The 13852-nt window shown below is 48.7% G+C and carries 12 protein-coding genes; 10 read left to right on the forward strand and 2 right to left on the reverse strand.

Going from position 1 to position 13852, the window contains the following annotated elements; all coding sequences use genetic code 11:
• Positions 1-15 precede the first annotated feature (15 nt).
• The 5 genes from PG862_RS13960 (at position 16) to PG862_RS13980 (ending at position 5154) form a co-directional block, all read left to right on the forward strand.
• Positions 16-1530, forward strand: coding sequence for a PucR family transcriptional regulator (locus tag PG862_RS13960; RefSeq protein WP_147354015.1), 1515 nt, complete (start codon positions 16-18; stop codon positions 1528-1530).
• 27 nt (positions 1531-1557) lie between these two features.
• A complete protein-coding gene (gene sdaAB, locus PG862_RS13965; RefSeq protein WP_107000601.1) occupies positions 1558-2220 on the forward strand; it encodes an L-serine ammonia-lyase, iron-sulfur-dependent subunit beta in 663 nt (220 codons plus the stop codon).
• A gap of 111 nt (positions 2221-2331) precedes the next feature.
• Positions 2332-3207, forward strand: coding sequence for an L-serine ammonia-lyase, iron-sulfur-dependent, subunit alpha (gene sdaAA, locus PG862_RS13970; protein WP_107000600.1), 876 nt, complete (start codon positions 2332-2334; stop codon positions 3205-3207).
• Positions 3204-4247, forward strand: a complete 1044-nt coding sequence (locus tag PG862_RS13975; RefSeq protein WP_270707816.1) for an asparaginase — start codon at positions 3204-3206, stop codon at positions 4245-4247. The genes sdaAA and PG862_RS13975 overlap by 4 nt, the downstream gene beginning before the upstream one ends.
• Positions 4248-4413: 166 nt before the next feature.
• On the forward strand, positions 4414-5154 hold the full coding sequence (locus PG862_RS13980) for a YoaK family protein (protein ID WP_118468308.1): 741 nt from the start codon (positions 4414-4416) through the stop codon (positions 5152-5154).
• Between the two features lie 131 nt (positions 5155-5285).
• On the opposite strand, the gene PG862_RS13985 is transcribed toward PG862_RS13980, so the two are convergent.
• Both PG862_RS13985 and PG862_RS13990 read right to left on the reverse strand, forming a co-directional pair.
• Positions 5286-6098: an ABC transporter permease gene (locus PG862_RS13985; protein WP_270707819.1), complete on the reverse strand. Its 813-nt coding sequence runs from the start codon at positions 6096-6098 to the stop codon at positions 5286-5288.
• Positions 6088-6870 (reverse strand): ABC transporter ATP-binding protein, encoded by a 783-nt coding sequence (locus PG862_RS13990; protein WP_118491667.1) that lies wholly within the window; start codon positions 6868-6870, stop codon positions 6088-6090. Before PG862_RS13990 ends, PG862_RS13985 begins: the two co-directional genes overlap by 11 nt.
• A 347-nt stretch (positions 6871-7217) precedes the next feature.
• Here PG862_RS13990 and PG862_RS13995 point away from each other — a divergent pair, with 347 nt between their 5' ends.
• The 5 genes from PG862_RS13995 (at position 7218) to PG862_RS14015 (ending at position 13850) form a co-directional block, all read left to right on the forward strand.
• A complete protein-coding gene (locus PG862_RS13995; protein WP_022358927.1) occupies positions 7218-8051 on the forward strand; it encodes a carbon-nitrogen hydrolase family protein in 834 nt (277 codons plus the stop codon).
• A 112-nt stretch (positions 8052-8163) separates the two neighbouring features.
• Positions 8164-9279: a response regulator transcription factor gene (locus tag PG862_RS14000; protein WP_270707822.1), complete on the forward strand. Its 1116-nt coding sequence runs from the start codon at positions 8164-8166 to the stop codon at positions 9277-9279.
• A gap of 39 nt (positions 9280-9318) precedes the next feature.
• Entirely contained in the window at positions 9319-10908 is a 1590-nt protein-coding gene (locus PG862_RS14005) for a sensor histidine kinase (RefSeq protein ID WP_186854859.1), read from the forward strand.
• Between the two features lie 179 nt (positions 10909-11087).
• Entirely contained in the window at positions 11088-12146 is a 1059-nt protein-coding gene (locus tag PG862_RS14010; protein WP_118629059.1) for an ABC transporter substrate-binding protein, read from the forward strand.
• A 189-nt stretch (positions 12147-12335) separates the two neighbouring features.
• The gene (locus tag PG862_RS14015) at positions 12336-13850 is read left to right on the forward strand and encodes a sugar ABC transporter ATP-binding protein (RefSeq protein ID WP_107000592.1); all 1515 of its coding nucleotides are present in this window, start codon (positions 12336-12338) and stop codon (positions 13848-13850) included.
• Positions 13851-13852 lie beyond the last annotated feature (2 nt).

Here is a 13852-nt window from a genome sequence, read left to right on the forward strand (position 1 = left end):
TAACCTTTATTTTAGGTGCAGGTTCGGGCAATTTGTAGTATAATTAATCGCTATATAACACGACTCGGAGGTGCTGGCAGAATGATAAGAGCAATTGATATATTGAATCTGCCTTCCATGCGTGAAGGCTATATTGCAGCGGGAGGAAATGGTGCGTATCGTGTGATACGACGATTCGAGATTCTAGAAGAGACCTATCCAGCGGTTGTTCAGTATTTGGATGAGGGGATTTTTTATCTGACGAGTTTCTGGAGCCTGGCGGATAATAAAGAAAACCGGATACATCTGATTGAGGCGATGATCGAGCATCGATGTGCTGGGATCGGGATAATGCCTGGAAGTTACCTAAATGAGGAGATAGATCCTGAGATATTGAAATTGGGAAATGAATGTGGTTTTCCGATTTTATATATTCCTGTAACTGTTCGGTGGGGAGATATGGTTTCGGAATATAGCATCATCGCAAACAACAGCATGGAATCGATCGAACGCAGTTGGATGGATATGGCATTGGGGACCTTTGTTGATTTTCATGTGAATAAAGATCCGGATATGCTGTGCCGGAAAATGAGTGAGATTTTGCAGCTTCCGATTGTGATGAGTGCATTGACGGTTTACAGTTATGGAACAGAAGGAATTACGGTAGCTTTTTTGATTTCCCGGATTCAGAAGATACGACAGAATGAGGGGAATACGATGCAATCGCCGATGATGCTTCGAATTGATAGTTCACGCCTGGCAGTTGTATATTTTGGAGAAAACAGCATGGTGGCCTGCTGTCCGAGCCGGGGGTCAGTGCAGGAGAATATGCTTCAGCTATATCATCAGATGGCGCCTTATATAGTTCGGGAACTGGATAATATTTCTCAGGGCAGTAAAATACGAAAAATTGAACCAGCAATACCATACTACGGGAAAGCAAAAATATACATAGTGTTCATGCGATTTGATAGTTTTGACAAATCGAAATTAAACTTTGACAGAAAGTATATTTTGTATGAAAGTAACTATAATCAGAAGTACTGTATTTTGTTAATTCCGGAAGAGGAAGGGATGAAATCGCCGTATGATGTTTATTGCAGGTTGTCAGAAGATAATAAACCGAATCTGTTTGTGTTTTCACAAAGAAAATATAAAAATAAGGAACTGCATCGAGAGATCATGCGAATAAAAAATTTATTGAATTCTCTTCTGTTTTTGAAGGGGCTTTACAGTATGGATGAGCTTTCTTTACTTTACCTGCTTACGAATGCGCCGAGGGAACAGAAAGTTCTTTTGTATTCGGCGGATCAATTAAAAATCAAATATTCAGATGAAGTGATAATTTTTTTGAACACACTTCGCCTTTATCTGGTTCTTCGCAGTATTAAAGAAGTATCACAGCTTTTGGGAATTCATGTTAATTCCGTAAAATATAGAATTGAAAAAGCAGTACAGTATATGGAAATGGGGAGCGATTTATCATTGAATGAAATATCATCGCTAGGAACACTTCTTTATCTGGAACGGATGACGGCAGAAAGACGTTAATGCACTCTGACTATTAGGAGGAGAAAGATGGATATTAGTATTATGGATGTGATAGGACCGGTTATGATAGGACCGTCCAGTTCCCATACAGCAGGGGCTGCAAGATTGGGAGGGGCTGCCCGCGCACTTTGCGGAAAAACGTTTAACAGAGCAGAATTTGGCTTACATGGATCGTTTGCGAAAACATATCGCGGACATGGAACTGATCTGGCATTACTTGCGGGTATTATTGGTATGAGTCCGGAAGACGGGCGGATTCCCGACGCGTTCCAGATTGCTGCTGAACAAGGACTCACATGGAAATTTTTTGAAAAGCAGATGGAGGGAGTTCATGAAAATGCAGTAGAAATTCGCCTTTTTGATGGAGAGGAGCAGGTTCTTTGTATGGTAGGATCGTCTATTGGAGGTGGTCGTATCATGATTAATGATTTAAATGGCTGCCGGATTGATCTTTCAGCTGAGTTGCCTGCAATTGTGATTAGTCACATGGATCGAAAAGGCATGATTCATCAGATTACCAGCGTTCTTTTGGACGAAGACATGAATGTAGGAACTCTGAAGCTGACGAGAAATACGAAAGGAGAGCATGCACTGAGCATTATAGAGGTGGATGAGTCGGTGGATGATAAAATTCTTGAACGTCTTCGCCGGATTCCGGATGTATTGAGTGTACAGGCAGTACAGATATAACTTTCGGCAGGAAGGCCTAAGGTTACTGGGCACGTATGCGTGAACAGTAACGACCTAAGATATGTGCCAGGAATATGCAGTAGAATATAGAAGAAAGTGGGGAAGGCAGAGGTGTATAATACAATTGAGGATTTGTGCCGTACAGCCGAGGAACGAAATCAGCCGATGTGGATGGAGATTCTTGAAGATGAGATGCGTTGTACGGATAAATGTGAGGATGATGTCTGGAAAGAGCTGGAGAATCGATATGACATCATGAAAAATGGAACGACAGCGGCACTTGGTGAATCTGGAAAACGCCTTCGGAAAACAATGATCACCGGTATGGCGGAGCGCCAGTTCAGCTATGCAGAAAACGGAAATAGTCTGTGTGGGGTGGGTATCAATAAAATGATGGCACGTGCCATTTCGTTAAGTGAGACGAATGCGGCGATGGGTAAGATTTGTGCGGCCCCGACTGCAGGCTCGTGCGGAATTCTTCCAGCCGTTCTGGTTACGATGGAAGAAGAGTGGAATCTATCTAAGAGAAAGATCCTAGAAGGACTTCTCATTGCTTCCGGAATTGGAGCGGTGGTAGTGAAAAATGCCACTGTTGCAGGAGCGGAGGGAGGATGTCAGGCAGAATGTGGAGTGGCGGCTGCTATGGCAGCTGCAGCCGTAGTGTATCTGGCAGGTGGAACCTGCAGACAGCAGGCAGCAGCGGTGTCATTGGCATTGATTAATGTGATGGGATTGGTCTGTGATCCGATTGCAGGATTAGTTCAGATACCATGTGCACAGAGAAATGCGTCTCAGGCGGTGAATGCCATTGTCAGTGCAGATTTGGCACTGGCAGATACGGTGTGTCCGGTTCCGGCAGATGAGGCAATTGAGGCTATGTACAGAGTAGGGAAGCAACTGCCAAGAGAACTTCGGGAAACTGCATTAGGAGGAATTGCGGAGTCTGAGACAGGGAAGAGAATTGCCGATGAAATAAGGAATCAATGAGTAGTTTAGTAAAAGACAGGGTATTAAAGCGAATTTTAATGGTTGGAACGGGAGGCACGATTGCCTGTAAAAGCAGTGAGGATGGGCTCAAGCCCCTTCTTACATCGGAAGAATTGCTTAGGTATGTTCCGGATACAAAAGAGTTTTGTAAGGTGGATTCGCTGCAGGTGATTAATATTGACAGTACGAATATGCAGCCGCGTTACTGGCTGATGATTGCAGAGACCATTGAAAAATACTATGAAGATTATGATGGATTTGTGGTCTGCCATGGAACCGATACCATGGCTTATACGGCGGCAGCGCTTTCTTATCTGGTGCAGAATTCGAGAAAACCTATCGTTGTGACCGGCGCACAGAAGCCGATTGATTTGGAAATCACCGATGCCAGAACAAATCTTTCAGACAGTCTGCGGTTCGCCAGCTGCGATAAGGCATATGGTGTAACGATTGTCTTTGACGGCAAGGTGATTGCCGGAACCAGAGGAAAAAAAGAAAAAACGAAGAGCTACAATGCCTTTTCCAGTATCAATTTCCCTTATATTGCAGCCATCCTAGATGGGCATATTATTTTCTATCTGGATGATAAAGAGCAGATGAAAGAACCGGTGAGGTTTTATCATTCATTGAATCCGAAAGTGGGCCTTTTGAAGCTGATACCGGCCATGGATTCCGGCGTGCTGGATTACATGGCAGAACACTGTGATGCGGTGATTTTGGAGTCCTTCGGTGTCGGAGGCATTCCAACTTATGATTCGGGTGATTTTCATAAATCCATTGAAGATCTGGTGCGGACCGGAAAAACAGTTGTCATGACCACTCAGGTAACCAATGAGGGCAGCAATATGTCAGTCTACGAGGTGGGAAAAAGCATTAAAAAGGAATTTGAACTCTTGGAGGCCTATGATATGACGCTGGAAGCGGTTGTGACAAAATTAATGTGGATTCTGGGACAAACCAGTGATCCGGAAGAAATACGGGAGATGTTTTATAAAACCATTAACCGGGACATGCTTTTTACTTGTGCGGTGCATGATTAAAGGAGATAGAAAAAACACTTCGGACAGTTTTTTTGGGAGACTATCCGGAGTGATTTTTTTGCCATTATATAGATAATGTCTATGATAGAAATGGTAATTTTTTGTAAATTGTCATTGACGATCCAGCCGCCGCGCGATACAATCAACCGCGAAAGGCGGTAATGGTATGGTACAGAAAGTGATTCGGGATCGTCTGGATGCGATCCTTCATTGGAATATATCCCTGGTCGGGGGATTTCTCGGAGCCTATGCGATTTTGCTTCATGCCGGAAACTTTGGCTCCGCTCAGACAGGCAACCTGATGGAGATGGGAGCGGAACTGGTATCGATGGAATGGTTTAACGTCCTTCTGCGCCTGGCTGCGCTGGTGCTGTTTGGACTGGGCGTGGCATCCGCATATCTGCTCACGAACTTTACGAAGATAAACATGCGGAAACTTGCCCTCTGGGTGGATGCGGCTGCGCTGGCACTGGCGTCGATGCTGCCGCTTGAACCGGCGCTGGTCGGAATTTATCCGATTTTCTTTGCATCCGCATTTCAGTGGGGCGTCTATTCCGGTGCCGACGGATTTAACAGCGCGACGATCTTTATGACGAACAACTTCAAACAGTCGGTGCTTGGCTGGCTGCAGTACGGTCTGACAAAGGATAAGGAATTTAAGAGAAAAGCAATTCTTTATACCTATACGGTCATCAGCTTTTTCCTGGGCGTGGTACTCGGAGCGTGGGCGGTCGGTCAGTTCGGCATCTACAGCGCCTATGTAGGCTTTTTGCCATTGGCGGCTGCGAGAACCTTTATCGCGGTCGGTACGGCTCCGCTTGAAAGCGAGACTCCGGAGGAGACGGCAGTCGAGGCGGCAGAGGAGATGGAAGAAGCAGAGAAGCTGGAGAAGGAGCAGAAGCTGTAAAGTCTGTTCCCTGCAAGTTTTCTACAAGATGCAGGAAAGAAAAGCGGCAGGAAACAGGCTTTGGCGGGAACAGGATGCGGAAAAATGCAGGCGCTTAAGAACAGCAAACGTGAAGCAGTGGACAGATTGCTTTAATGCTGGTGATATTGCTGCTGTAGGAATTTTCCCAGTATTCCTACTCCTTGATATAGCGCCGCAGACATAATACATAAAAGAATAATACTCATCACAACCATATCCATCTGGAATACCTGTGAGCCGTAGATGATCAGATATCCGAGTCCCTGTTTGGCAGCGAGAAATTCACCGATGATGACGCCGACCAGGCAGAGACCGATGTTGACCTTCATGTTGGCGAGAATCAGCGGGATTGAGCCTGGCAGCAGGACTTTGGTTAAAATATGAATCCGGTTTCCTCCGAGGGACCGGATTAATTTGATCTGGTCGGTATCTATCGAGGAAAATCCGTTGTGGAGTGTCAGGATCGAGCCGAAGACAGCGACCGAGATGGAGGCAACGATGATCGTGCGGATGTTGCTCCCAAGCCAGACGATGAGAATCGGGGCGAGGGCGGATTTCGGCAGACTGTTGAGCATGACGAGATACGGCTCCAGAATCTCTGAAAGATTCCGGCTCGACCAGAGGAGAACCGCGCCGATCAGCCCGCAGAGGATGACCAGTGTAAAGCTGATCAGCGTTTCATAGAGCGTCACGCCGGTGTGGATGAGGATGCTTTTGTCCTGCATCATCCGCAGGAAACAGCGCACGGTGCGTGACGGGGAACTGAAAATAAACGCGTCGATGAGCCCCAGTCGGGCGCTCATTTCCCAGCATATTAAAAAGAAAACGAATAAGAAAATCCGGCAGAAGAGAACCAGACGGCGCCGATGGAGCTGGCGGCGGAGGTAGGCTTTCTGGGCGGTGGACTCTTTCTTACATTTCATACTTTTTGCCCTCCCCTTGCAGTGTCTTCCATAGTTCATTGAAATAAAGAGAAAAAGCCGGATCATTCCGGCGTTCCAGCGGTCGGTTAGCGGACAGCGGGAAGGTAACCGGCAGGATGCGGCAGATGGTTCCGGGGCGTTTAGTCAGAACCAGGATGCGGTCGGCGGCACTCACGGCTTCGGAGAGGTCGTGGGTGATCAGAATCGCTGTTTTGCGGCGCTCCCGGATGATGGTGCTGATATCGTCGCAGACGGTTAAGCGTGTCTGATAATCGAGCGCCGAAAATGGTTCGTCGAGAAGCAGAAGCTCCGGTTCTAGCGCCAGTGTCCGGATCAGGGCGGCGCGCTGGCGCATTCCACCGGATAGTTCGGAGGGGCGGGAATGCTCAAATTGTTCCAGTCCGTAGATTTTTAAGAGCCGGTGGAGGCGGTCTTCCGCGGCATGATCCATTTTTTTCTGAATTTCCAGCCCGAGGGCAGCATTCTGGATGATCGTCCTCCACTCGAAAAGCTGGTCGCTTTGCAGCATATAACCGATGCGGCACTGGCTTTTCGAGAGCGGAACCCCATTTATAAGAATGGAACCTTCTTCCGGCGGCAGGAGCCCGCTGATTAAGGAGAGCAGCGTGGATTTTCCGCAGCCGGACGGTCCGACAATGGCGATAAATTCGCCGGTTTCTACCTGAAATGATATATCAGAAAGGGCTTTCGTCTCCCCGGATATCGTGTGGTAGGAGTAGGAAAGCCCGGAAACTTCCAGAATGGGCGGCATAAGCAAATACCTGGGTAACTGTGTATCAGTGGGACAGTTACGCTCCTTGAAACATTCTTACTTTATAATATGCGGAAGTGAAAAGCCGGGTTACTGTACACGGGTAGGCACTTTTGGAACCGAAAGTGCCGTAAGAAAACGTGGTGGCAGCAGGAATTTGCCGTATTGAAATGCGAAGCCACGGCAAATTCCGTTACTGGACACGTATGCGTGTACAGTAACAGCCGGGTTACTGTTCGCGCATACGTGCCTTGCATTGGTTGACCCGTGTGGAAAAGAGATGCTATAATAAAATATAGGTAATTGTGGAGAGAAAAGCGCTTATAGACAGGATACAGGGGGTATTTATGATACGCAGATATACAGTGGCATTGATGCAGATGGATACACAGAATGATAAAGGAAAGAATCTGGAGACGGCATGCGCCTGGATTGACGAGGCGGCGGCAAAAGGGGCGAAGCTTATCTGTTTCCCGGAGGTGATGAATCTGATCGGCAAAAATATCGGTGAAGGCGGCGGACGCGAGGAAATTCCGGGGTACACGACCGAGCGCCTCTGCGCGAAAGCGAAGGAACACGGCGTCTATATTCACGGGGGCAGTATCACGCAGGCACTTCCGGGGGAAAAACGATCGGCAAATACGAGTGTGCTGATTTCGCCGGAGGGGAAGATTCTGGCGACATACAGCAAACTGCATATGTTTGACATCACGCTGGCGGACGGCACGCCGTACCGGGAGTCGGATCGGGTCAAACCGGGCGATTCGATTGTGACGGTGGAGACGGAGCTGGGCGTTTTTGGAATGTCGATCTGCTATGATGTGCGTTTTCCGGAGATTTACCGGCTCATGGCGCTTCGCGGGGCGCAGGTTATCTTTGTTCCAGCGAGCTTTACAATGCCGACGGGAAAGGATCACTGGGAGGTTCTTCTGCGGGCGCGGGCGATCGAGAACGGCTGTTACATTGTGGCACCGGGACAGATTGGACAGAAACCGGCGTATGCGGCATACGGCAACAGCCTGGTGGCAGATCCGTGGGGAACGGTGATTGCACGGTCAAAGGATGCACCGGGGATCACCTATGCGGAGATTGATTTAGATTATCTGGATAAGATACGGAAGCAGATTCCGTCGCTGGAAAACCGGCGGAGTGATTTGTATGAAGTGAGTGAGAAGAAGTAAGGTGTGAATATTTTCAGTCGGCAAAATGGCGTGTGGACGGAAATGAAAAACGGGTGTATTCGGGCAAATGGATAAAAAGGACAGAGAAAAATGGAGTCCAGGGGGGAAAACCATGGTAAAGGTGTTTCTGGTAGAGGATGAGGCGATCATCCGGCACGGTATACGGGATAATATTGACTGGGCGAGCCACGGATTTGAATTTGCGGGGGAGGCGGGCGACGGCGAGTACGCGTATCCGCTGATATTGAAGGCACAGCCGGATATTCTGGTAACGGATATCAAGATGCCGTTTATGGACGGGCTGGAGCTGAGCCGTCTGGTGAAAAAGGCGCTTCCGCGCACGCGGATCATCGTGCTCAGCGGCTACAATGAATTTGAATATGCAAAAGAGGCGATCAAGATAGGAATCAGCGATTATCTGCTGAAGCCGGTATCCTCGGCGGGACTCATCGATGCGTTGAAAAAGGCGGCGGACGAGATCCGGGAAGAGCGGGAAAAATCAAAGCTTCTGGAGAGGTATTTTGTCAGCTACGAAAAATATACGGAATTTCTGGATAAAACGGATTACAGCGGTGTTGACCGGAAGCTCATCAACGATTTTTTAAAGCTCGGCTCAGTCGAAGAGTGCAGTCCGTTTGTCGAGGAGTATTTTGCAGCGATCGGTGAACATAATTACAAATCGCTCTTGCTGCGTCAGTATATGACGATGGATATTTTTTACTGTGTGCAGGAGTTTTTGAAGAAATTGAAAGCGGAGCCGCCGGAGGTTCCGGAAAGCGTGGTTGACATAAAACGGGTTCCGAAGGTGATCGAGAGCGTGGAGATGACGAAAGCCTATCTGATCGAGGCGTTTACGGCTGCCCTGCAGGCGCGTGACCGGGCGTCGAACGACCGTTATGGCAGCGTGATCCGGGATGCAAAGGAATATATCCGGGCAAATTTCAGCCAGAGCGACCTGTCACTGAACCGGATTGCCGTGCACATTGGCGTCAGTCCGAGCTATTTCAGCTCGATTTTCAAGCAGGAGACGGGGCAGTCCTTTGTGGAGTATCTGACGCAGGTGCGGATGGAACGGGCATGTGAGCTCTTGAAATGTACCTCCTACCGGACTTCCGAGATCGGAGAGCAGGTGGGATACAACGATTCACACTATTTCAGCGCGGCGTTCAAGAAAGCGATGGGACAGTCGCCGAAAGAGTATAAGGCGAGCCAGACGCGGCAGGAGTAAGAAAAGTGTCAGTACATAACTGAAAAAGGGAGGAAAGATATGGGAGTGGAGCAGGGGCAGATTGGAAAAACAGAAGAGATGGCAGATTTGAATAAAAATCAGGATCCGGGCGCTGATTCATTATCCGTTGCCCGTCCATATCGCCCTCTTTCTCTCCGCGCCCGTCTGATCCTTCTCCTCTTCGTGATCGCCATTCCATTGACAGGCATGGCGCTCGGATTCCAGAAGATGATCGCTTCCTATTCTGCTTCCTATGACGCGATTCTGGCGAATCTAAAGACGGCGAATGAGTACAACATAAAGTTCAAATCGGATATGGAGTATTCGATGTACCGTGTTATGATCGGGCTGATTGACGCGGAACAGTTCGAAAATGGAGATATTGTCGAGGGCGAGACGAAGTATGCGACGGTGGTCAAGAATCCCCACAGCCTGATTGCGTCGGCGAGACAGGCGTTCGGAACGACGATCGAGCGGGAACCGGGGTCGGACTGTGATATCAAGATAAGAGGTATCCTCTCCTGTCTGGATTCCCTGGAGCGGGCAGTGGATAAAATGATTGGAAATGCCGCCGCCGGTGGATATTACGATGAAAATGTCAATATCTGGGAGAATGACATCCAGGGTCTGTGCTCGATGATTCAGGATTACATCACGCAGTATACCTATTATGAGATGATCAACATGGAGCAGCTTCAGAAAGAGCTGAAGGTGCAGATGGCGGATCAGATGCAGAGCTATCTGGCACTTCTTCTGGTGGTGCTGGTGGTCGGTATGTTTCTGGCAGTTACGATCACGAAATCCATCACGGAACCGCTGCAGCAGTTACAGAGGACGGCAGAACAGCTCGGCCGCGGGAACCTGAATGCGAGGGCGAGAACGGGCGGATTGGAAGAGATCAACGTGCTGGCACGGGCGTTTAACCAGATGAGCGACCGCATCCGGCGGCTGCTTGATAAGACGAGGCAGGAGCAGAAGAACCTGCGGGAGCTGGAGTTGCGCCTCCACCAGGAGCAGATCAGTCCCCATTTCCTCTATAATACACTTGATTCGATCGTATGGATGGCAGAGGGCGGCAACAACCGCCAGGTCGTGGAGATGACGACGGATTTAAGCGACTTTTTTCGCACGGTTTTATCGGGCGGGCGCGATTTCATCACGATCGAGGAGGAAGAATCACACATCCGGAGCTATTTAAAGATTCAGAAGATCCGGTACGAGGACATTCTCGACTATTCGATCGAGATCGAGCCGTCCATCCGGCACCGGATTGTGCTGAAAATGCTGCTGCAGCCGCTGGTGGAAAATGCCCTCTACCACGGTATCAAAAATAAGCGCGGCGGCGGATGCATTGTGCTCCGCGGCTATGAGGATCGGAATGGGCTTGTCTTTGAGGTGGAGGACGATGGGATTGGCATGGATGAGGCGGAGCTTGCCGCCGTGCGCGCCAAGCTGACACTGGAGCCGGAAGAGGAACTTGCCCCGATCGGCAGCGGCGGATTTGGGTTACATAATGTGGCACAGCGGATTCAGATGTATTATGGCGATCAGGCTGAGATCCTGGTTGAATCTGAAAAGAATATCGGCACCTGCTTTAAGGTTTATTTGGGAAATCAAAAAAAATCATAACTTTTTCGAAAAAAATTGTAATTTTTTAAAGACATACCCGGAAAAACACAGAAAACGACAAACATCGCAAAAAAATAATATACCTTTTTCCAAAGATGCCCCGTATCCATGATGCGGGGTACTTTGTTATAATAAATACGCAAAAACAAATATATTGGGTCTTATAAGGAGGAAACAGTATGAGAAAAAGATTAGTGTCCGCAGCTTTAGCAGCAGCAATGGCGTTATCCATGACCGCTTGTACAAGCAATCCGGCTGAGAAAGAGACGGAGGCAGCAGCTCCGGCTGATACAGAGGCAGCAGAAGAGGGCGAAGAGAAAGAAGCGGCAGCAGACGGCGATCTGATTACCGTAGGTTATGCACAGGTTGGTGCTGAGTCTGACTGGAGAACAGCCAACACCGAATCTTTCAAATCTACATTTACTGAGGAAAATGGTTACAAACTGATTTTCGACGATGCACAGCAGAAACAGGAAAATCAGATTAAGGCAATCCGTTCTTTCATCCAGCAGGGTGTTGACTACATCGTAGTTGCTCCGGTTGTTGAGACTGGCTGGGAGACCGTTCTGGAAGAAGCAAAAGAGGCTGGTATCCCGGTTATCCTTTCTGACCGTCAGATGCAGCTTTCCGATGACAGCCTGTATGAGGCATGGGTAGGCGGAAACTTCGTAAAAGAAGGCGAGACCTGCGGCGAATGGCTGGCTGATTACTTAGACAAACAGGGACGCGGAGACGAAGAGATCAACATGGTTACCATTCAGGGTACCATCGGTGCATCCGCACAGGTTGGCCGTACAGAAGGTATGGACAACAAGCTGAAAGAGCACTCCAACTGGAAGATGCTTGACAGACAGTCTGGTGAGTTCACACAGGCAAAAGGACAGGAAGTTATGGAGTCCTTCTTAAAGAGCTATGATGACATCGACGTTGTTATTTGTGAGAATGATAACGAGGCATTTGGCGCCATCGATGCTATCAAGGCAGCTGGCAAGACCTGTGGTCCGGACGGCGACATCATCGTTGTAAGTTTTGATTCTGTAAAAGCAGCTTTCGAGTCCATGATCGCTGGCGACTTAAACGCAACCTTCGAGTGCAACCCGCTTCATGGTCCGCGTGTAGCTGAAATCATCCAGAAGCTGGAAAAAGGCGAAGAGGTTGAGAAGATTCAGTACGTAGACGAAGCATACTTCGATACAAGCATGGATCTGGAAGAAATCTTAAAGACAAGAGCTTACTAATTCGATTTTGAATGGTATTTTTAAATGTAAATAATCGGACAGGCAATCGCTTTTGACCGTAAGTGAATGAGTGTCAGACCGGAGGTTTCGGCGGACGGCAGGCACTTGGCAATCAGGAGGCGCGGGGCTGGAGGCTTAGGTTTCCGTCCCTGCGCTTTCTTTTTCAAAAAATAAGGAGGCAAAGCTTTTATGGAAAAGGATTCCGTTCTTGAGATGAGGCATATTTATAAGACATTCCCGGGTGTAAAAGCTCTGCAGAATGTGGATTTTACCTTAAAAAAAGGCGAAATTCATGCCCTGATGGGGGAAAATGGCGCAGGAAAATCCACGCTGATCAAAGTCCTGACGGGTGTAGAGGAGTTTGAAACAGGGGAAATCATGATAGACGGCTGCGATCATGCGATCATCAACCGCAGCCCGCAGGAAGCACAGAACCGGGGCATCAGCACCGTGTATCAGGAAGTCAATCTCTGTCCGAACCTGACGGTTGCAGAGAATCTGTTTATCGGACGCGAACCGCGAAAAGGCGGATTGATTGACTGGAAAACAATGAATAAAAAGGCCAGCAAACTGCTGCAGGACCTTGACATACATGCAGATGTAACACAGACGATCGACAATTATTCGATTGCAATTCAGCAGATGGTAGCGATCGCCCGTGCAGTCGATATGTCGGCAAAGGTATTGATTCTTGATGAACCGACCTCCTCCCTTGATGATGGGGAGGTAGAAAAGCTCTTTAATCTGATGCGCCGCCTGAAATCCGAAGGCGTCGGCATCATATTCGTTACCCATTTCCTGGAGCAGGTGTATGCAGTCTGCGATAAGATCACCGTTCTTCGGAATGGGCAGCTGGTAGGACAATTTACGACGGCGGAGCTTCCGAGAGTCCAGCTGGTTGCCAAGATGATGGGAAAGGATTTCGATGATCTGGCAGCGATCAAGAATTCCAAGAGTGAGGAGAAACACGGCGAAGAGGACATCGTCATCAAGGCGGTGGGACTCGGAAAGAAAGGATACATAAAACCGTTTGATCTGGTGATTCACAAGGGTGAAGTTGTCGGATTTACCGGGCTTCTGGGTTCGGGACGTTCTGAGACGGTTCGTGTCCTCTATGGAGCGGAAAAACCGGATGAGGGCGAGCTGAGCGTCAAGGGCAGACCGATCGCGGCGCGCCACCCGCTGACTTCGATGAATGCCGGCATGGCATATCTGCCGGAGGATCGGAAAAACGAGGGTATCATCGCGGATCTGTCCGTGCGTGAGAACCTGATCATGGCCCTTCAGGCAAAACGTGGTATGTTCCACCTGCTCAGCCGCAAGCAGCAGGAAGAATTTACCGATAAATACATTGATATGCTTCAGATTAAGACCGCCAGCCGTGAGACACCGATCAAATCACTCTCCGGCGGCAACCAGCAGAAGGTAATCATCGGACGCTGGCTTCTGACAAACCCGGATTTCCTGATTCTGGACGAGCCGACCCGTGGTATCGACGTCGGAACCAAGACAGAGATTCAGAAACTGGTCGTAAAACTGGCAGAACAGGGCATGGCAGTCGTGTTTATTTCTTCCGAGATCGAGGAGATGCTCCGTACCTGCGATCGCATGGTCGTTATGCGTGATGGTGCAAAGGTAGGAGAACTTTCCGAGGATGAGATGAACCAGTCCAACATCATGTCAACCATTGCAGGAGGACAGTAGCT

Origin of the sequence: Clostridium fessum (assembly GCF_027698965.1) — a bacterium.
Taxonomy (GTDB): domain Bacteria; phylum Bacillota; class Clostridia; order Lachnospirales; family Lachnospiraceae; genus Otoolea; species Otoolea fessa.

Bases quoted from the DNA above. Each gene is read 5' to 3' on its own strand.
- PG862_RS14000 (WP_270707822.1), top strand. From the start codon at position 8,164: ATGGTAAAGGTGTTTCTGGTAGAGGATGAGGCGATCATCCGGCACGGT.
- PG862_RS14005 (WP_186854859.1), top strand. From the start codon at position 9,319: ATGGGAGTGGAGCAGGGGCAGATTGGAAAAACAGAAGAGATGGCAGAT.
- PG862_RS13990 (WP_118491667.1), bottom strand. From the start codon at position 6,870: ATGCCGCCCATTCTGGAAGTTTCCGGGCTTTCCTACTCCTACCACACG.
- PG862_RS13985 (WP_270707819.1), bottom strand. From the start codon at position 6,098: ATGAAATGTAAGAAAGAGTCCACCGCCCAGAAAGCCTACCTCCGCCGC.
- PG862_RS13995 (WP_022358927.1), top strand. From the start codon at position 7,218: ATGATACGCAGATATACAGTGGCATTGATGCAGATGGATACACAGAAT.
- PG862_RS14010 (WP_118629059.1), top strand. From the start codon at position 11,088: ATGAGAAAAAGATTAGTGTCCGCAGCTTTAGCAGCAGCAATGGCGTTA.
- PG862_RS13975 (WP_270707816.1), top strand. From the start codon at position 3,204: ATGAGTAGTTTAGTAAAAGACAGGGTATTAAAGCGAATTTTAATGGTT.
- PG862_RS13980 (WP_118468308.1), top strand. From the start codon at position 4,414: ATGGTACAGAAAGTGATTCGGGATCGTCTGGATGCGATCCTTCATTGG.
- sdaAB (WP_107000601.1), top strand. From the start codon at position 1,558: ATGGATATTAGTATTATGGATGTGATAGGACCGGTTATGATAGGACCG.
- PG862_RS14015 (WP_107000592.1), top strand. From the start codon at position 12,336: ATGGAAAAGGATTCCGTTCTTGAGATGAGGCATATTTATAAGACATTC.